An 18471-nucleotide genomic window follows, 5' to 3' on the forward strand; every position below is an offset into this window, starting at 1 on the left:
CGGTGGGCGGTCAACCCGAAGCCGGCAGGCTCCCCTCAGACGCGCTCGTCCCAGTGGACGGCCGGCGGGTCGCTCGCCGGGAAGCTCTCCTCGATCGCCTCGTCGAGCATCTCCTCGCGGTGCTTCAGCACCTCCTCCGGCACGGTCCCCGCGCCGCGCCGCCCGTCGGCCTCCGCCTTGGCGACCCGGCGCTTCACCTCCACGAAGCTGTCCGGGCTCACCGACATGGAGTCGATGCCGCACTCGACGAGGAACTCGGCGAACTCGGGATGGTCGCTCGGCGCCTGGCCGCACAGGCCCACCTTCGCGCCTGCCTCGTGGGCGGCTGCGATGACGTTGCGGATCATCCATTTCACCGCCTCGTCCTGCTCGTCGAAGAGGTCGGCGAGCTCGCCCGAGTCGCGGTCGACGCCGAGCGTCAGCTGCGTCAGGTCGTTCGAGCCGATCGAGAAGCCGTCGAAGCGCTTCGCGAACTCCTTCGCCAGGATCACGTTCGACGGGATCTCGCACATCACGTAGACCTTGAGGCCGTCGGTTCCGCGGGCGAGGCCGTTCTCGGCCATCACCTCGAGCACCCGGTCGGCCTCCTTCGTCGAGCGGCAGAACGGGATCATGACGACCACGTTCGTGAAGCCCATCTCCTTGCGCACCCGCTCGATTGCTCGGCATTCGAGCGCGAAGCCCTCCCGGTAGCGCGGCGAGTAATATCGCGACGCGCCGCGGAAGCCGAGCATCGGGTTCTCTTCCTTCGGCTCGAACTCGGCGCCGCCGACCAGGTTCGCGTACTCGTTCGTCTTGAAGTCGCTCATCCGCACTATGACGTCGCTCGGGTGCTGCGAGGCGGCGATGCTTGCGAGCGCGCGCGCCAGCCGGTCGACGAAATATTCCGTCTTGTCGGCATATCCTGCCGTCAGCTCGGCGATCTCCGCCTTCGCGGCCTCGTCCTTCAGGCTCCCGAAGCGCACGAGCGCCATCGGGTGGACCTTGATGTGGTTGTTGACGACGAACTCCATCCGCGCGAGCCCGACGCCGTCGGCCGGCAATTGCCACCAGCGGAAGCAGGCCGCGGGGTTCGCGAGGTTGAGCATCACCCTCGTGCGGGTCTCCGGCACCCCGGTCAGGTCGACGTCCTCGACCGTGACATCCGCCGTGCCCTCGTAGACGAAGCCCTCGTCTCCTTCCGCGCAGGAGACCGTCACCTCCTGCTCGTCGGCGAGGAGCTCGGTCGCGTTGCCGGTGCCGACGACGGCCGGCAGTCCGAGCTCGCGGCTGACGATGGCGGCATGAGAGGTCCGCCCGCCATGGTCGGTCACGATCGCGGTGGCCCGCTTCATGATCGGCACCCAGTCCGGATCGGTGGTCGAGGTCACCAGCACCGAGCCGTCGACGAAGCGGCCGATGTCCCTCGCGTGGTCGATCACGCAGACCCGGCCGGAGACGATCGCATCGCCGATCGAATGGCCGGTGACGAGCGTCCGCCCCTTGCCGGAGATCGTGTAGCTCTTCAATGCGCCGGCCTCGCGGCGCGACTGCACCGTCTCGGGCCGCGCCTGCACGATGAAGAGCTCGCCCGTCTCGCCGTCCTTCGCCCACTCCATGTCCATGGGCAGGCCGTAATGCGCCTCGATCGTCACCGCCCAGCGGGCGAGCGTCAGGATGTCCTCGTCCTCGAGCACGAAGGCGGCGCGCTCGGCCTTCGAGGTCGGCACGTTCTTCGTCGGGCCCTCGCCACCGGTCGCGTAGACCATCTTGATCGCCTTCGCGCCCTTCTTCTTGCCGACGATGGGCTTCAGGGCCGGATCGGCGAGGAGGGGCTTGAACACGACGTATTCGTCCGGGTCGACGGCGCCCTGCACCACGTTCTCGCCGAGGCCGAAGGCGGCGTTGATGAGCACGACCTTGTCGAAGCCCGTCTCGGTGTCGAGCGAGAACATGACGCCCGAGCCGCCGAGATCGGAGCGCACCATGAGCTGCACGCCGACCGAGAGCGCGACCTTCATGTGGTCGAAGCCCTTCGCCACGCGGTAGCTGATCGCGCGGTCGGTGAAGAGCGAGGCGTAGCAGCGGCGGCAGGCGTCGAGAAGCTGCGCTTCGCCGCGGATGTTCAGATAGGTCTCCTGCTGGCCCGCGAAGCTCGCGTCAGGCAGGTCCTCGGCCGTCGCCGACGAGCGCACGGCGACGTCGGCCTGCGGCTTGTCCGCGCGCCGGCAGAGCTCCCGGTAGGACGCGGCGATCTCCTCGGCGATGTCGGCGGGAAACTCGCCGCGCAATATGGCGCGGCGGATCGTCTGGCCGGCCTCCTGCAGCGTGACCCGGCCCTTCGAGAAGTCGTCGAGCTCCGCACCGATCGTCTCGACGAGGCCGTTTTCGGCGAGGTAGCGGCGGAAGGCGTCGGCCGTCGTCGCGAAGCCGTCCGGCACCTTCACGCCCTTCGCCTGCAGGTTCGCCACCATCTCGCCGAGCGAGGAGTTCTTGCCGCCGACGCTCGCGACGTCGCCGCGCTTCAGCTTCTCGAACCAGATCACGGAAGGAGTGTGGGTCGCCATGTCGAGCCTCCTGCGGCCATGTCTCGCGGGATCTGGCGAGCGGCTTCGCCGCCCGGGCCGTGAAGACGAGGGATAATCGGGCGGGACGGAGGGGGCATTGACCGCGATCAAGCTCGAGCGGGCCCAGCTCCATTCGGCCCTCGACTAACCGCCGCGAATGTGCCCCACCGCGTCTTCCAGCCCCTCCCAGGCGGGCCTGTCCGGCGCGAAACGGGCGCGGACATAGGCCGCGATCTCGGCGATCTGGCCGTTCGAGTAGGCGCCCGCATAGGACGGCATCGAGCCCGACAGGGGGCGCGGCGGCAGGGGAATGCCCTCGAGCAGCACGCGGATCAGGTTGTCCGGGCGGTCCGAATGGACGCTCGAGTTGAGCGCGAGCGGGATCGCCGGGGCGTCCGGCGCGGCGAGCGCGTCCGCTCCGTGGCAGATCGCGCAGGCATTCTCGAACAGCCGCGCGCCGGCCTCGTGCCCCTCGACGAGGCGGGCATGGCTTTCGCTCGCGAGGCGGGCGGCGAGGGAGGCGAGGTCGCCGTCGGCGGGAGCATCGTTCAGCGAGCCGAGATACGTCGCCATCGCGCGTATGTCTTTGTCCGGGAGCTCCCGCAGCTCCTCGATCACCGGCGCCATCGGCCCGGCGGCCGAGCCGTGATGCGGCGACCAACCGTCGCGGAGATACTGGTAGAGCGCGTTCTCCGTCCACGAGACGGGGCTCTTCGACAGCGCGGTGAGGGCAGGGGCCTCCCAGCCCTCGGCCATGCCGCCGGCGAGGTGCAGGCGTCCCGTCTTCTCCGCGCCGAGCGCGTTGCGCGGGCTGTGGCAGCCGCTGCAGTGGCCGAGGCCTTCCACGAGATAGCGGCCACGGTTCCACGCTTCGCTGCGCGCCGGGTCGGGCTCGAGCGTGCCGGGGCGGTGGAAGAGCGCGTTCCAGCCCGCCATCGCGGCGCGCAGGTTGAACGGAAAGGCGAGGCGGCTTTCCGGCACCTCGGCCCGCACCGGCGCCTGCGACATGAGATACGCGTAGAGCGCCTGCATGTCGGCGTCGCTCGTCCGCGCGAAGCTCGTATAGGGGAAGGCCGGGTAGAGGTGGTGGCCGTCGCGCGAGATGCCCTTGCGCATCGCGCGTTCGAAGGCGGTGTAGGACCACGCGCCGATGCCGGTCTCGGCGTCCGGCGTGATGTTCGTGGCGTAGACCGTGCCGAACGGCGTCTCGATGCCGCGCCCGCCGGCATTGATGGCGCCACCTTCAGCCGTGTGGCAGACCGCACAGGCGCCCAGGCTCGCGAGCTGCCGCCCGCGCTCGATCGTGGCGGCGGACCAGACCGACGGGTCGGGCGGAGCGATGCGGGCGATGGGCGTGTGCCAGCTCCACGCGACCGCGGCGGTCGTTAGCGCGGCGGCGGCCGCCGTCGTCAACTGGCCGAGGAGGCGGCGGCGCGGGCGCGATGGAGCCTTCGCGGGCGGGGGCAGGGCGGTGCCTTCTAGCCCCGCGCGGATGCGCTCGGGCGTGAAGGGCAGCTCGCGGAAGCGCACGCCGGTCGCGTCGTAGATCGCGTTGGCGATCGCCGCCGCGCTCGGCACCGACGCCGATTCACCGACGCCGAGCGGCGGCTCCGACTGCCGCGGCATCATCACGACCTCGATGCGCGGCAGCTCCGGGAAATTCAGGACCGGATAGGAGCCCCAGTCCTTCGTCGCGACGGCGGTGTCGGAGAACGCGACCTTCTCCTTCATGACCCGGCTGACCGACTGCACGACATTGCCGTGGATCTGGTGCTTCACGCCGGCCGGGTTGATCATCATGCCGGAATCCTGCCCGGCGACGACCCGCTCGATCACCACCTCGCCGGTGCGCCGGTTCACTGCGACTTCCGCCACCCAGGCGGCCTGCGCGGCCGCGGTGCCCGGGAAGGTGCCGTGCACGTAGACGGCGTAGGCGAAGCCCTGGCCGTAGGCGATCTCGCCCTCGGCGACGAGGCGAGGCGCGGTGCGCGGCGCCCAGCCGGCCCGTTCCGCCGTCTCCTTCACCAGTTCCTTCGCCCGCTCGTCCTGAAGGTATCGCAGGCGGTACTCGACAGGGTCGACGCCGGCCTCCGCGGCCAGCTCGTCGACATAGCTCTCATGCGCGAAGCTGTTCGGCATGGCGGACACGCCGCGCATCCACGCCGCGCGCACGATCGGCGCCATGTCGTGCACGACGACGCGCATGTCGTCATAGGCGTAGGGCGGGATCGCCGTGCGGTCGCCCATGTCGGAGGGCTGCGGATCGGCCTTCACGACCCCCGTCAGCAGGAGCGCGAGGTTCGGGCCCCGGTTCGAGGGATAGCGCGTCTCGAAGTCGTAGCCCGAAGGCGAGCCGTCGGCGGCGATGCCGCCGCGCACCTCCATCAGCTGCGCCGCGCCCTTCGGCTCCCAGGCGTGCTCCTGCTCGCGGGAAAGCTGAACGCGCACCGGCCGTCCCACCGCCCGCGACAGGAGCGCCGCGTCGCCGCCGACGTCGTCCATGCAGGTGCGGCCGTAGCAGCCCGCGGCCTCGTGGCGGCGGATGTCGATCCGGTGCTCCGGGATCTCCAGGAGCCGCGAAAGGTCGGCCCGCAGCATGTGTGGGTTCTGCGTGCCCGACCACAGTGTCAGCCCGTCGCCCTGCCAGTGAGCGACGGAGCAGGAGGGCCCGATCGGCCCGTGCAGGTGGTAGGGCCAGACATAGCGCCGCTCGAGCCGCTTCGCCGCGCCGTCGATCGCCGCGTCGACGTCGCCCCTGTCGATCAGCGTGCGCGGCGTCGACGGGTTGCTGGTCAGCGCGTTCGGCACGTCGCCGAGGTCGGGCAAAGGCGGCGGCTCGCGCCATGCGACCTTCAGCGCCCGCATCGCGCGCTCGGCGTCGTCCTCGCGCTCCGCGACGATGCCGACGAAGTCGCGGATCACGACGACCGCGACGATGCCGGGGATGTGGGCGATCGAGCCCTCGTCGACGGAGATCAGGCTGTTGCCGACGAAGTCGCCCGTGTCGCGGCCGGCATAAGGCGGCCGCACGACGCGGCCGTGCAGCATCCCGTCGACGCGCACGTCGTGGACGTAGGTGATTTGCGCGGTCGCCTTGCCCGGCAGGTCGAGGCGCTTGTGCGGCGTGCCGACGATCCTGTGCTCGGCGACGGGCTTCACCGCCACGTCGGCCGACAGCTCGAGCTCGATCGTCTCCTCGCCGATCAGCGCGCCGTAGCCGATCCGCCGGTCGCCGCCGGCCACGAAGACCTCGCCGTTCTCGACCTGCAGCTCCTCGGGCGCGGCGTTGAAGGCGCGGGCGGCGCGGGCGAGCAGCGCGTGGCGGGCCTGCGCGGCGGCGTTGCGCAGCGGCACGGCGGCTATCTGGATCGATTCGCTCGCGATCGTCGGGCCCTGGTCGGGCGTGCGCGAGGTGTCGCCGAGCACCATCTCGACGTCGGCGGGATCGACGTCGAGCTCCTCCGCGACGATCTGCGCGAGCGCCGTCCGGAGGCCCGTGCCGAGGTCGACATGGCCGTTATAGGCGCTGACGCGGCCGTCGCCAGTGATACGCAGATACGTCTCGCGGCCGAGCCGTCCCGCGCCGGTGACGACGAGCGCTCCCCCGGAGCGGACGCCCGTCATGTCGGCGCGACCTCGGTGGTCTCGACCGCCCGCGCAACCGCCCGCAGGATCTCCACATGCGTGCCGCAGCGGCAGAGATTGTGGCGCAGCGCCGCGCGAATCTCCTGTTCGCTCGGGCGGGGGGTGCGGGCGAGCAGCGCCTTCACGCTCATGATCATGCCGTTCGTGCAGTAGCCGCACTGGGCGGCCTCCTCCGCGATGAAGGCGGCCTGCACGGGGTCGGGCGCCTCCGGCGTGCCGAGCCCCTCGAGCGTCACGATGCGCCGCCCCTCCATCTGCGCCACCGGCAGCACGCAGGCGCGCCGCGCGACGCCCTCGACGAGCACCATGCAGGCGCCGCACTGGGCGAGGCCGCAGCCATATTTCGGGCCGTTGAGCCCGAGGTCGTTGCGCAGCACGTGGAGGAGCGGCGTCTCCGGCGCGGCCTCGACCTCATGCCAGCCGCCGTTGACGCTCAGCCTGAAGGCGGCCCTCGCCGACGCGCGCATGGGCCTCTAGACCGCGAGATACTGGTTACGCACGGCCTCGTCGGCCTCGAGCTCCGCCATCGAGCCCTGGAAGCGGATCCGGCCCTTCTCGAGGATGTAGGCGCGGTCGCAGATCAGCCGGGCGAAATGCAGGTTCTGCTCGGAGATCACGATGCTCAGCCCCTCGCGCTTCATCGTGACGATCGCGTCGGCCATCTGCTCGATGATCTTCGGCGCGAGCCCCTCCGAGGGCTCGTCGAGCAGGATGAGCGACGGGTTGCCCATCAGCGTGCGCGCGATCGTCAGCATCTGCTGCTCGCCGCCGCTCATCTGGCCGCCGGGCCGCCGGCGCATCTCGGCGAGGTTCGGGAAGAGCGCGTAGAGCCGCTCGGGCGTCCAGGTCGTCACGCCCTCGCGCGGCCGCTGCTGGCCGACCGTCAGGTTCTCCTCCACGGTCAGCTCCGTGAAGATCCGCCGGTCCTCCGGCACGTAGCCGAGGCCCAGCCGGGCGATCTCGTAGGTCGGCAGCGTCTCGATGCGGGTGTCGCGGAAGCTGATCTCGCCCTCGCGCCTGGCCATCAGGCCCATCAGCGAGCGCAGCGTCGTCGACTTGCCGGCGCCGTTGCGGCCGAGCAGCGCCACGACCTCGCCCGGCGCCACGTCGAACCCCACCTCGAACAGGATCTGCGCGGGACCGTAGAAGCTGTCGAGATCGCGCACCCTGAGGCCGGCGCCCGTCATGTCGTCACCTTCGTCTTCGCCTGGTCGTAGACGAGGCCCTCGCCGAGATAGGTGGCGCGGACCTGCGGGTTGTGGCGCACCTCCTCGGGGTCCCCCTCGGCGATCAGTTCGCCGCGGTTCAACACCATCAGCCGGTCGGCGTGGGCGAAGACCACGTCCATGTCGTGCTCGGTGAAGAGCACGCCGATATTGCGCTCGCGCGCGATGCGGCCCGTGAGCGCCATCAGCTCGACGCGCTCGCGCGGCGCCATCCCCGCCGCCGGCTCGTCCATCAGGAGGAGCTTGGGGTCGTTCGCGAGCGCGATCGCGAGCTCGAGCCGCTTCACGTCGCCGTAGGCCATCTCGGCGCAGGGGCGGTCGGCATGGCTCGCCATGCCGATGAGCTCGAGGATCTCGTCGGCCTTGCCGCTCTCCATCTGCCTCGCCTGCCGCCAGAACACGTTCGTGCGGTTCTCGTGCGAGAGGAGCGCCATCTGCACGTTCTCGCGGACCGTCATCGACGAGAAGACGGCGGCCACCTGGAAGGTGCGGCCGACGCCGAGTCGCCAGATCTGGCGCGGCGACATGCCTGCCGTGTCCTGCCCGTCGATGAAGATGCGGCCGCCGGACGGCTCGATCTGGCCATTGACCATGTTGAAGCAGGTCGACTTGCCGGCGCCGTTCGGGCCGATCAGCGCCAGGATCTCACCCGGCACGAGGGTGAAGCTCACATCCTTCACCGCCTGCACGCCGCCATAGGCTTTCGACAGGCTCTCGACGCGGAGGAGGGGCTCGGCCATCACGCGCCCTCCGATCCGGCGACGGCGGCCTCGCGGCCCGCGGGGCCGGCGCCGCGCCGCCGGAAGAGGGGGCCGCCCACGAGGTCTGAGATCGAGCCGACGATGCCCTTCGGGAAGGCGACGACGAGGACGACGATGAGCCCGCCCAGCACGAGCCGCGACAGGTCGGTCTGGCTCATCAGCCAGATCGAGGCGGCGGTGTAGACGATCGCGCCGACGACCGAGCCCGACACCGTGGCGATGCCGCCCAGCAGCACCATGACGAGGCCGTCGACGGATTGCGGGATCGACAGCGCGTCGGGGAAGATGCTGCCCTTCAGGAAGGCGAAGAGGGCGCCCGCGAGCCCGGCGAACGCGCCGGCGACGGCGAAGGCCGCGTATTGCACGCGCTGCCGGCTGAAGCCGATCGCGCTCGCCCGAAGCGTCGAATCCCGCACCCCCCGGAGCGCGTAGCCGAAGGGCGAGAAGACGAGCATCCTCAGCGCCGCGACGGAGAAGACGGCAACCGCCAGCGTCAGCCAGTAATAGGTGGCGGGGCTCGAGGCCCAGCCGGAGGGCCAGACGCCGAGTATGCCGTTGTCGCCGCCGGTGACGGGCACCCACTGGAAGGCGATCGACCAGAGGATCTGCGCGAAGGCGAGCGTCAGCATCGCGAAGTAGACGCCCGACAGGCGCACGCAGAACCAGCCGAAGACGAGCGCCCCGACGAGACCCGTGAGCGGCGCGATCAGGAGGGCAGCCTCCATCGGCGCGCCGAGCCACTTCACCGCCATGGCGGCGCCGTAGGCGCCGAGGCCGAAATAGGCGGCGTGCCCGAAGGAATCGAGCCCGCCGGTCGACATCAGGAACTGCAGGCTGACGGCGAAGATCACCGCGATCATCATCTCGGCACCGACGAAGAGGCCGTAGGTGCCGAGCCAGAACGGCAGGAGCGCGGCGATCGCCACCACGATCGCGGCGCCGATCCGCGCCTCCCGCGACCATGGCTGCCAAGGCCGGACCGTTACGCCGGCGCTCTTGTGGCCCGCGACGACCGGCTTGCCGAGGAAGCCCCAGGGCCGGATGACGAGCACCACCGCCATGCAGAGGAAGATGAGCACGAGCGAGATCGAGGGGAAGATGAGGATGCCGAAAGCGTTCAGGAGCGAGACGAGGATCGCCGCCAGGAAGGCGCCGGTGATCGAGCCGAGCCCGCCGATGACGGTGATCACGAAGACCTCGACGATGATCGACAGGTCCATGTGATGCGACACCGCCGTGCGCGGGATCTGCAGCGCCCCGCCGAGCGCGGCGAGGAAGATGCCGAGGGTGAAGACGCCGGTGAAGAGCCACTTCTGGTTGACGCCGAGCGCCGCCACCATGTCGCGGTCCTGCGTGGCCGCCCGCACCAGCACGCCCCACCTCGTCCGGTGCATCAGGAGCCACAGGCCCAAGAGCACGATCGGTCCGAGCGCGATCAGCAATATGTCGTAGGTCGGCAGCGGCCGCCCCATCACGAGTATCGCGCCCTCGAGCCCCGGCGCGCGCGGGCCGACGAGATCCTCCGGCCCCCAGACGAGGAGCACGATGTCCTCGACCATCAGCGTCACGCCGAAGGTCGCGAGCAGCTGGAAGAGCTCCGGCGCCTGGTAGATGCGGCGCAGGAGCACCATCTCGAGCAGCGCGCCCATCACGGCGACGACGGCCGCCGCGATGAGGATCGCCGCCCAGAAGCCGACCGCGCCGTCCAGCGTGCGGGTCAGCGTGAAGGCCATGTAGGCGCCCAGCATGTAGAAGGCGCCGTGGGCGAAGTTGACGATCCGGGTGACCCCGAAGATCAGCGAGAGGCCGGACGCCGCCAGGAACAGCGACGCCGCGTTGGCGAGGCCCGCCAGGAACTGCACCACGTAGAGGGACATCGATGGGTCTCGCCGTCGCGTTTCGCCGTGATCTCGGTCAGCCCCTTATTGCGGCCGCAGCTCCTGCACCCGCTCGTCGGAGGGCAGGTAGTCGGCGCCGTCCTTGTAGGTGAAGTCGACCATGACGCCCTTGCCGTCGCGCACCGCGGTGGTGCCGACATAGGCGCCGAGCGTCGCCTGGTGGTCGATGCCGCGCAGCGTGATCGGGCCGAAGGGCGTGTCCATCTCGAGGTCCTTCGCCGCGGCGATCAGGTCCTCGGCGTCCGTCGACTCCGCCTTCTTCAGGATCTCCCCGATCATCTTGAGCTCGATATAGCCGACGAGCGAGCCGAGCCGGGGATAGTCGTCGAACTTCGCCTGGTAGGCGTCGACGAAGGCCTGGTGCTCGGGCGTGTCGATGTCGTACCAGGGGTAGCCCGTGACGATCCAGCCCTCGGGCGCCTCGGCGCCGAGCGGGTCGAGATATTCGGGCTCGCCCGTCAGGAAGCTGACGACGTCACGGTCCTGGAAGAGGCCGCGGGTCGTGCCTTCGCGCACGAGCTGCACGAGGTCCGGGCCGAAGGTCACGTTCAGGATCGCCTCGGGCTCGGCCGCGTCGATCGCCTGGCTGACGGAGCCCGCGTCAATTTTTCCGAGCGGCGGCCACTGCTCCGCGACGAACTCGACGTCCGGCTTCAGCTCCTGAAGCCGCTCCTTGAAGACCGCGACGGCGGACTGGCCGTACTCGTAGTTCGGCGCGATCGTCGCCCATTTCGTGGCGTCGAGCTTCGCGGCCTCCTCGGCGAGCATCGAGGCCTGCATGTAGTTCGAGGGCCTGAGGCGGAACGTGTACTCGTTGCCCTGGCTCCAGACCATGGCGTCCGTCAGCGGCTCGCCGGCGAGGAAGAAGACGCGGCGCTGCTTGGCGTAGTCGGCGAGGGCGAGGCCGACATTCGAGAAGAAGCCGCCCGTCAGGAGCACCACGCCCTCGCGGGCGACGAGCTCGTTCGCGGCGGTCACGGCGTCGCCCGGCTTGCCGCCGTCGTCCTTCGAGATCACGACGAGCTCGTCGCCGTTGATCCCGCCGTCGGCGTTGATCTCCTCCACAGCGAGCTGCCAGCCCTTCCGGTAGGGCTCGGTGAAGGCGGGGAGGGCGGAGTAGGAGTTGATCTCGCCGATCTTGATCTCGGCCGCCGAAACCGGTGCGGCGAGCGCGCTGCCGAGGAGAATGGCCGTCAGTCCGAAGCGTGCGAACGTCTTGAACATCGAGAGCCCCATGTCGATGAGCCCGGTCTGGCGCCGGGCGTCGCGTTGCGGAGACGACGCGATGCGTCGTCAGCGGAAACCGAGCCGTCGCCGTTAGTATACAAATGACCTGGCGAGAGCCGTCAAGCCTACCGATTGACCAGCCGAATCTTTGTGCAAGTGCGAAAGCTTCGTGCTGCGCCTGCGGAAAGGGTCTTCCGCTCCGGCAAGTGCAGCATGAACAGCCGCCCGTGGCCAGAGGTCATCGCAGCTGTTTCAGGAGCTCGATGAGGGTCTTCCGCTGCTGGGGGGAAAGCGGGGCGAGCGTCGCCTCGGTGACGGCGAAGGCTCGCGCCGACCGCTCCTCGAAATAGGCGCGGCCCTCGGGGGAGAGCGAGATGAGCAGGCGCCGGCGGTCGTCGGGATCGGGGCGGGAGGCGAGGAAAGCGCGCAGCTGCAGGCGGTGGACGACGCCCTTGATCGTGGCGACGTCCATCGCGGTGAGGCGGCCGAGCAGGTTCTGCGAGCACTCGCCGATCTCGGCGAGCTTCGCCAGGACCGCCCATTGGGTGGGCGTGAGGTCGTTCTCGAAGGTCTCCGCGAAGAGCGCGGTGTGGCGCTGCTGCACCTGCCTCAGGAGAAAGCCCACCTGTTCGTCGAGGCTGTAGCTCTTCCGGTCGACCGGCCCGCCATCCTTCACCTTCGCCCGCACCTCCGCCTCGACTCGCTTCACTCTAGCGGAGGTTCCGGACGCGTGTCTCGCCGGGCCGGCCGCAACGCCGTCAGCGCTCCGCGAACGCCTTCTCAATGACATACTGGCCGGGCTCGCCATGGCTGCCTTCCCGGAAGTTGCGGGACTCCAGCAGCGTCTGCGTGTCCTTCAGCATCGCGGGGCTGCCGCAGATCATGACGCGGTCGTGCGCCGGGTCGAGATCGTCGAGCTCGAGGTCCTGGAACAGCCGGCCGCTCTCGATGAGATCCGTGATGCGGCCGCGGTTGCGGTAGGGCTCGCGCGTGACCGTCGGGTAGTAGACGAGCTTCTCGCGGATATACTCGCCGAGGTACTCGTGATCCGGCAGCTCCTTCAGGATGCGGTCCTGGAAGGCGAGCTCGGCCACCTCGCGGGTGCCGTGGACGAGAACGATCTTGTCGAACCGCTCATAGGCCTCCGGGTCCTTGATGACGCTCAGGAAGGGCGCCAGGCCGGTGCCGGTGGAGAGGAGATAGAGGTTGCGGCCGGGCTCGAGGCTGTCCTGCACGAGGGTGCCCGTCGGCTTGCGGCCGACGATGATCGTGTCGCCGTCCTTGATGTTCTGCAGGCGCGACGTCAGCGGGCCGTCCGGCACCTTGATCGAGAAGAACTCGAGCGTCTCCTCGTGGTTCGCGCTGGCGATCGAGTAGGCGCGCAGCAGCGGCTTGCCCTCGACCGGCAGGCCGATCATCACGAACTGTCCGTTCAGGAAGCGGAACGTCGGATCGCGCGTCGTCTTGAAGCTGAAGAGCGTGTCCGTCCAGTGACGAACGTCGAGAACTTTTTCCTCAAAGAAGGCCGCCATGAGCACCACCGTTGGAACAATTTTGCGTTCGTTATGGGTTTCCCGCCGCGTCGGGTCAAGGAGCAGGCCGCACTCGACGCGCAAAAAAATGCGCGTCCCGCGGCGCTCCCTCGCCGCTTGAACATATAGGTCGTTTGTGTACGAATGACTAGTGGCGGAACGCCGCTTTTGTCAATCCGCGCCGATGGCGCCGCGCAGGAGGAGTTTCGAAGCCCATGGCCCAGGATGCCCAGACCTCGGTCGATCCCGATCACAAGCTCGTCATCCGGAATATCGGGCTCCTGCTCTCGGGCGACATCGCAAACCCGGTCCTCGACGCCGACGCGGTCGTCGCGATCGGCGGCCGGATCGCGGGCATCGGCCGCGCCAAGGATCTCGACCTCGAGCACGCCCACACCGTCGTCGACGCGAACGGCACCGTCGTCGCGCCCGGCCTGATCGACAGCCACGTCCATCCCGTCGCGGGCGACTGGACGCCGCGCCAGAGCCAGCTCAACTGGATCGAGAGCACGCTGCACGGCGGCGTCACGACGATGATCTCGGCCGGCGAGGTGCATACGCCGGGCCGGCCGAAGGACGTCGCGGGCCTGAAAGCCATGGCGATCTTCGCGCACAAGGCGTTCGCGAATTTCCGTCCGCACGGGGTGAAGGTGCTGGCCGGCGCGCCGGTGATCGAGCCGGAGCTCGAGGAGCACGATTTTCAGGAGATGGCGGCCGCGGGCGTCCACCTCCTGGGCGAGGTGGGCCTCGGCGCGGTGAAGGACGGACCCACGGGCCGGAAGATGGTCGACTGGGCGAGGAAGCACGGCTTCAACTCGACGATCCACACCGGCGGGCCGTCGATCCCGGGCTCGGGCCTCATCGACGCCGATGTCGTGCTCGAGGTCGATCCCGACGTCGTCGGCCACATCAACGGCGGCCACACCGCGCTGCCGGACGGCCAGATCCGCTGCATCTGCGAGGGCTGCAAGCGCGGCCTCGAGCTCGTCCACAACGGCAACGAGCGCGCCGCGCTCTATGCCCTGCGCACCGCAAAGGAGATGGGCGACCTCCACCGCGTGATCCTGGGCACCGACGGGCCGGCGGGCTCCGGCGTCCAGCCGCTCGGCATCGCGCGCATGGTCTCGATGCTCTCCTCCCTCGGCGAGGTGCCGGCCGAGATCGCCTTCTGCTTCGCGACCGGCAACACGGCGCGGCTCAGGGCGCTCGACACGGGGCTGATCGAGGTCGGCAGGGCGGCCGACTTCGTGATCATGGACAGGGCCCAGCACACGGCCGGCCGGACCTTCCTCGAATCGATCGGCCTCGGCGACCTGCCCGGCATCGGCATGACGATCATCGACGGCCTCGTGCGCACGACCCGCAGCCGCAACACGCCGCCGGCCGAGAAGCTGCCGAGCGTCGTCGTAGGGTAACCCGCGGCCCCGGGAGAGGGCCGCGGGCCAGGCAGCTCAGCGCAGGCCGTCCTCGCCCTTGATCTCGCCGGTCGTCAGGCCGCCGACGCGGGGCAGGGGGCGGCCGGAATCGGTGACGGCGATCGCGACCATGATCTCGTTCGCCCGCGGCGCGTCGGCGATCTGCACCTCCATCCCGTCGAAATGGCTGCGGACATAGGCCGCGTCCTTGTGGCCGAGCGGGATGTCGAGGACGGTGCCGAGGCCCCCGCGCTTCTTCGTCGAGGGGATGAGCGCCGCGCCCTTGCCGAGCACCTTGCGCACCGGCGCGCCCATCTTCGGGTGCAGGATCGCGGCGGCATGCTCGAGCTCGCCGTTCTCGCCGACGGCCGCCGACTTGCCGTAGCTCTCGGCCCGTTCGCCCGGGATGCCGAGCGCCGCGACGGCCCGCTCCGTCAGGAGCGCGCCCAATTCCTCGCCGATCTCCATGAGAGGCGTGAGGTCCTCGACGTAACTGCCCGCGAACGGGTTCTCGATCACCGCGACGGCGGCGGCGCGCCTCGTCGGCGGGTCGATCGGCCGTCCCATCTCCATGCAGAGATCCTCGACGACCGTCATGATCTTGCGGATCTTCGCCTTCATCGCAGGCCGTCCTCCCCCTTCACGTCCGCGGCGGCGAGGCCGCCCATCCGGTGATGCACGCGCGGGCCTGTCGCCATGGCGAGCACGAAGACGAGCTCGTCGGCCTTCGGCCCGTCCGGCAGGCCGACCTCGATCGCGTCGAAGTGGCTGCGCACGTAGGAGGCGTTGATGTGCGTCAGCGGCACGTCGAGCCTCGTGCCGGGGCCGCCGACCTTCTTTGTCGACGGCACGATCGCCTTCGCCCCTCCCAGGACCTCGCGCATCGCGTAGCCCCCGGGTGCGTGCCAGAGGGCGCCGTGCTCGAGCTCGCCCGCCGCCCCGACGATCGAGCCCTTGCCATAGCTCTCGACCGCCGCGACGCCGCCCATCGCCTCCACGAGACGCTGCGCCATCTCCAGGCCGAGCGGCTTCAGGTCCTCCATGAAGGAGGCGACGTCCTCGACATAGCGCCCGGCGAACGGGTTCCGGATCGCGACGAGGATCGCGCCGCGCTTCAGCGGCGTCTCGGGCGGCGGCCCGCCTTCGTGGAACACCTCCTCGACGGTGAGCATGCGCTTGCGCACGACGACATCGGGCATCTCTTCTCGTCCTCCCTTCAGGAAAGCAGTCTCGGCATCGCGCCGGCGATCACGGTCCGGCCGGCGAGGTGGAGCGCTGCGGCGCGGATCCTCCCCGGCGCCACGAACTCTTCCGCCAGACGTCGCCCCGTGTCGAGCGCGGCGGCCACCTCGTCGGGCTCGAGCGGCCCGACCTCGACCGTCACCGGACGCTCCCCGAGGTCTGAATCCGGCTGCAGCTCGCGCGCGGGCTTGCGCGTCACCGCCGGGTGGCCCGGCAGGTCGACCGCGTTCGCGATCACGGTCGCGGCGGCGTCGGCTTCGGCGGCGGTCGCCGCAAGGACGGTGACGGCGTCGGCGATGCCGAGCGAGAAGCTGCGGCCGCGCCGGCCGCTCGTGGCGATGCCGCGAACCCCGTCCCCGGCGCGGATCTCGCTCCTGCCGAAGAGGCCCGGCCGCTCGGGCCGGTCGACGAGGCCGACACGGAACGTCTCGCCGGGGACCAAGTGCAGCGCGATGTCGCCGCCATTGTTGACATAGGCGCGGGCGAGCGGCGCGGCCTCGATCATCGCGCTCAGGATCTCGTCGGCGACGGAGCCCGCGACGGCCGCCATCGGCGTGATGAAGCCGTCGGACGCGTAGGGGAGGACGGCGGCGTGCATGCGCTTGCCGACGGGATGGTCGGGCACAGCGCCGCAGGCGCTGCGCAGGAGGGGCAGTTCGAGGCACAGCCCGTCGAGCAGGCCGTGCAGGCGCTTCGTGGCGGCGCGATAGGCGGCTTTCACGGCGTCCGCCTCGCCCGAGGCCTCGACGATCAGGTCGATCGGCCCGTCCTGCAGGTGCAGGCGCCGTCCGTCGGGCAGGAGGGCTGCCTGCGGCGTCCGCTCGGGCCTGGGCGCCGGCTCAGCCACCGAGCCACGGCGGGCTGCTCGGCCCGAAGGGCCAGGGATTGCCCGCGATGTGCGGCACGTGCCGCCGGCTGTCGCCCGTCAGCGCGGCGAGGGGCCGGACATGGTCCATGTGGCCGCCCAGCGCCTCGTAGTCGGACAGGCGCAGCGTGAACTCGATCGGCGCCACGAGGGCGGGCGTCGGCACGTAGCCGAAGGAATTCTCCGGCAGCCTGGTCACGTCGACCATGAAGGTGATGCCGCCGCCGGGCCAGACATAGACGGGCGCGCCGCCGCAGGTCACGCGCGTCAGCGACTCCTTGACCGAGCGGGTGAGGCGGACCGGGTTCTCCGTCACGCCGGCGCGCAAGGAACCGCCGGCGCCGCCGATGAACACGACGGTCGAGAGCGCCGGCTCGCAGTTCTCGGAGATCCGCTCCACCGGCTCGATCAGGTTCGCGGGCATCTCCTTCTCGATCGGCCTCAGCGCCTCGTCGAGCTCGTAGTAAGCGGCGTTCTCGCCGGTCGTCGAGACCATCAGCAGGCGCAGCCCGGGATAGGCGACCTTCGCGTCGAAGGGCCCCAGGATCTCGAGCGGGTCGGAGATGTTCGTGCCGCCCCATCCGGTGCCGGGCTCGGCGACCTGGAAGTAGCGGCCGGGCGTCGAGCGGCGGCCCTTCATCTTGATGCCGGTCGGCGGGATGTCGAGGAGCTTGCCGGCCTGGTGCTCGGAGAGGACGCCGGTGATGTGGTCGTCGACGACGACCACCTCGTCGACCTTGCCGTGCCACTGCTTGGCGAAGATGCCGATCGTCGCCGAGCCGCAGCCGACGCGCATCCGGTGCTCCGTCTGCCCGTTCACGACCGGTGGCTTGCCGGCCTGCACGACGACCGAGGCGCCCTCGTCGATCGCCAGCTCCACGGGCCTGCCGTTGCAGAGGTCGAGCAGCGCCTGGCAGGTGACGCGGCCCTCCTTCTTGGATCCGCCGGTCAAATGGTGGACGCCGCCGAGCGAGAGCATCTGCGAGCCGTACTCGCCGCTCGTCACGTGGCCGATCATCTCGCCCTCGACCCGCACGGGCTTCGTCTCCGGCCCGATATAGCGGTCGGTGTCGATCTTCACCTTCACGCCGCAGTAGCTGAAGATGCCCTCGGTCACGACCGTCACCATGTCGACGCCCTCGACCGCGGCCGAGACGATGAAGGGGGCGGGCTTGTAGTCGGGATAGGTCGTGCCGGCGCCGATCGCGGTCACGAAACGGTCGGCGCGGGGCATGATGTCGCCGTCCCACTCCTCGGCGGGCTCGTTGAAGGCGACGACGTCGCCGCCCTGCGTGAGCGTGCGCTCGAGGAGGACATGCGGGTCGACCCGCACCAGCTCGCCGTCGTGATTGGCGTAGCGGTCGCAGGCGCCGACCGCGCCCGGCTTGATGTAGCACATCACCGGGCAGGCATCGCAGCGGATCTTGTCGTCGGCCTTGGCCGCAGCAGTCGGTTCGGGGGCCATGACGGGCACTCTGCCGATCTCGAATTACGTTTGTACGCTAACAATATGCCGCTGCCGGAGCCTGTCAACGCGCTTTCGTGCGTTGCGTGCCGTCGCTCCGGCACGGCCCGGTCTGGCTCCGCACGTAGGGCCATGCCTCCACGGCGCGGCCGGCACCTCTGGCGCGGCCCCTGCATTGTGGCACCGGAGCAACCATATAGCACGCAACGCAACAACCCGACCGCGAGGAGCACAGATGGCGAGGGATCGCGCGAACTGGATGCTGGCGGAAGCGCTCGAATCGCTCGCCAGGGCGGAGCGCATGCAGCAGCAGTTCTTCCAGCTCCGGGCCGCCGGCGGCGCCCGCGCACCCGCCTGGGAGCCGCCGATCGACATGATCGAGACGGATCGCGAGGTGATCGTGCACGTGGCCCTGCCGGGGGTCGACCCGGAGAAGATCGAGGCGCGCATCGAGGACGGCGTCCTCGTCGTCGCGGGGCACCGGGTGCTCCCGCCCGAGCTGAGGAACGCCGTGATCCACCGGCTCGAGCTGCCGCAGGGCCGCTTCGAGCGGCGCATTCCGCTGCCGCCCGGCCGCTACGCCGTGCGCCACGGCGCCGGGAACGGCTGCCTCGTGTTCACCCTGACGAAGGCCCGCTAGGAGGCCGAA

At 70.0% G+C, this 18471-nt stretch carries 15 protein-coding genes; 2 read left to right on the forward strand and 13 right to left on the reverse strand.

Features of this window, described 5'->3' with window-relative positions:
• Positions 1-35: 35 nt before the first annotated feature.
• The 9 genes from ppsA to N177_RS15210 all read right to left on the reverse strand — a co-directional run bounded on the left by ppsA (position 36) and on the right by N177_RS15210 (position 12835).
• A complete protein-coding gene (ppsA, locus tag N177_RS15170; RefSeq protein ID WP_023433261.1) occupies positions 36-2546 on the reverse strand; it encodes a phosphoenolpyruvate synthase in 2511 nt (836 codons plus the stop codon).
• Between the two features lie 144 nt (positions 2547-2690).
• Complete coding sequence (locus N177_RS15175; protein ID WP_023433262.1) at positions 2691-6170, reverse strand: molybdopterin cofactor-binding domain-containing protein; 3480 nt, start codon at positions 6168-6170, stop codon at positions 2691-2693.
• Positions 6167-6658, reverse strand: coding sequence for a (2Fe-2S)-binding protein (locus N177_RS15180; RefSeq protein ID WP_023433263.1), 492 nt, complete (start codon positions 6656-6658; stop codon positions 6167-6169). Before N177_RS15180 ends, N177_RS15175 begins: the two co-directional genes overlap by 4 nt.
• Before the next feature lie 6 nt (positions 6659-6664).
• Positions 6665-7378: an ABC transporter ATP-binding protein gene (locus N177_RS15185; protein WP_023433264.1), complete on the reverse strand. Its 714-nt coding sequence runs from the start codon at positions 7376-7378 to the stop codon at positions 6665-6667.
• Positions 7375-8157 carry an ABC transporter ATP-binding protein gene (locus tag N177_RS15190; RefSeq protein ID WP_023433265.1) on the reverse strand — a complete coding sequence of 261 codons (783 nt, stop codon included), beginning with the start codon at positions 8155-8157 and terminating at the stop codon, positions 7375-7377. The genes N177_RS15185 and N177_RS15190 overlap by 4 nt, the downstream gene beginning before the upstream one ends.
• A complete protein-coding gene (locus tag N177_RS15195) occupies positions 8157-10055 on the reverse strand; it encodes an ABC transporter permease (protein WP_023433266.1) in 1899 nt (632 codons plus the stop codon). The genes N177_RS15190 and N177_RS15195 overlap by 1 nt, the downstream gene beginning before the upstream one ends.
• A 45-nt stretch (positions 10056-10100) precedes the next feature.
• Positions 10101-11300, reverse strand: a complete 1200-nt coding sequence (locus N177_RS15200; protein WP_040486019.1) for an ABC transporter substrate-binding protein — start codon at positions 11298-11300, stop codon at positions 10101-10103.
• Positions 11301-11541: 241 nt separating this feature from the next.
• Positions 11542-12012 (reverse strand): MarR family winged helix-turn-helix transcriptional regulator, encoded by a 471-nt coding sequence (locus N177_RS15205; RefSeq protein WP_023433268.1) that lies wholly within the window; start codon positions 12010-12012, stop codon positions 11542-11544.
• A 49-nt stretch (positions 12013-12061) separates the two neighbouring features.
• Positions 12062-12835, reverse strand: a complete 774-nt coding sequence (locus N177_RS15210) for a ferredoxin--NADP reductase (protein WP_040486020.1) — start codon at positions 12833-12835, stop codon at positions 12062-12064.
• A 215-nt stretch (positions 12836-13050) separates the two neighbouring features.
• Between N177_RS15210 and N177_RS15215 the strand changes: the two genes are divergently transcribed.
• Positions 13051-14250, forward strand: a complete 1200-nt coding sequence (locus tag N177_RS15215; RefSeq protein WP_023433270.1) for an amidohydrolase family protein — start codon at positions 13051-13053, stop codon at positions 14248-14250.
• Between the two features lie 36 nt (positions 14251-14286).
• Here N177_RS15215 and N177_RS15220 read toward each other — a convergent pair whose 3' ends face one another.
• From N177_RS15220 to N177_RS15235, 4 genes are read right to left on the reverse strand one after another with little or no spacing between them, the layout of a single operon-like run.
• Entirely contained in the window at positions 14287-14871 is a 585-nt protein-coding gene (locus N177_RS15220) for an amino acid synthesis family protein (RefSeq protein WP_023433271.1), read from the reverse strand.
• A complete protein-coding gene (locus tag N177_RS15225) occupies positions 14868-15449 on the reverse strand; it encodes an amino acid synthesis family protein (RefSeq protein WP_023433272.1) in 582 nt (193 codons plus the stop codon). The genes N177_RS15220 and N177_RS15225 overlap by 4 nt, the downstream gene beginning before the upstream one ends.
• A 17-nt stretch (positions 15450-15466) precedes the next feature.
• Positions 15467-16339 (reverse strand): UPF0280 family protein, encoded by an 873-nt coding sequence (locus tag N177_RS15230; protein WP_023433273.1) that lies wholly within the window; start codon positions 16337-16339, stop codon positions 15467-15469.
• On the reverse strand, positions 16332-17822 hold the full coding sequence (locus N177_RS15235; RefSeq protein WP_023433274.1) for a hypothetical protein: 1491 nt from the start codon (positions 17820-17822) through the stop codon (positions 16332-16334). Before N177_RS15235 ends, N177_RS15230 begins: the two co-directional genes overlap by 8 nt.
• Positions 17823-18057: 235 nt before the next feature.
• Between N177_RS15235 and N177_RS15240 the strand changes: the two genes are divergently transcribed.
• On the forward strand, positions 18058-18462 hold the full coding sequence (locus N177_RS15240) for an Hsp20/alpha crystallin family protein (protein ID WP_023433275.1): 405 nt from the start codon (positions 18058-18060) through the stop codon (positions 18460-18462).
• Positions 18463-18471 lie beyond the last annotated feature (9 nt).

Source organism: Lutibaculum baratangense AMV1, from assembly GCF_000496075.1.
Taxonomy (GTDB): domain Bacteria; phylum Pseudomonadota; class Alphaproteobacteria; order Rhizobiales; family Tepidamorphaceae; genus Lutibaculum; species Lutibaculum baratangense.

Bases quoted from the DNA above. Each gene is read 5' to 3' on its own strand.
- ppsA (WP_023433261.1), bottom strand. From the start codon at position 2,546: ATGGCGACCCACACTCCTTCCGTGATCTGGTTCGAGAAGCTGAAGCGC.
- N177_RS15175 (WP_023433262.1), bottom strand. From the start codon at position 6,170: ATGACGGGCGTCCGCTCCGGGGGAGCGCTCGTCGTCACCGGCGCGGGA.
- N177_RS15180 (WP_023433263.1), bottom strand. From the start codon at position 6,658: ATGCGCGCGTCGGCGAGGGCCGCCTTCAGGCTGAGCGTCAACGGCGGC.
- N177_RS15185 (WP_023433264.1), bottom strand. From the start codon at position 7,378: ATGACGGGCGCCGGCCTCAGGGTGCGCGATCTCGACAGCTTCTACGGT.
- N177_RS15190 (WP_023433265.1), bottom strand. From the start codon at position 8,157: ATGGCCGAGCCCCTCCTCCGCGTCGAGAGCCTGTCGAAAGCCTATGGC.
- N177_RS15195 (WP_023433266.1), bottom strand. From the start codon at position 10,055: ATGTCCCTCTACGTGGTGCAGTTCCTGGCGGGCCTCGCCAACGCGGCG.
- N177_RS15200 (WP_040486019.1), bottom strand. From the start codon at position 11,300: ATGTTCAAGACGTTCGCACGCTTCGGACTGACGGCCATTCTCCTCGGC.
- N177_RS15210 (WP_040486020.1), bottom strand. From the start codon at position 12,835: ATGGCGGCCTTCTTTGAGGAAAAAGTTCTCGACGTTCGTCACTGGACG.
- N177_RS15215 (WP_023433270.1), top strand. From the start codon at position 13,051: ATGGCCCAGGATGCCCAGACCTCGGTCGATCCCGATCACAAGCTCGTC.
- N177_RS15220 (WP_023433271.1), bottom strand. From the start codon at position 14,871: ATGAAGGCGAAGATCCGCAAGATCATGACGGTCGTCGAGGATCTCTGC.
- N177_RS15225 (WP_023433272.1), bottom strand. From the start codon at position 15,449: ATGCCCGATGTCGTCGTGCGCAAGCGCATGCTCACCGTCGAGGAGGTG.
- N177_RS15235 (WP_023433274.1), bottom strand. From the start codon at position 17,822: ATGGCCCCCGAACCGACTGCTGCGGCCAAGGCCGACGACAAGATCCGC.
- N177_RS15240 (WP_023433275.1), top strand. From the start codon at position 18,058: ATGGCGAGGGATCGCGCGAACTGGATGCTGGCGGAAGCGCTCGAATCG.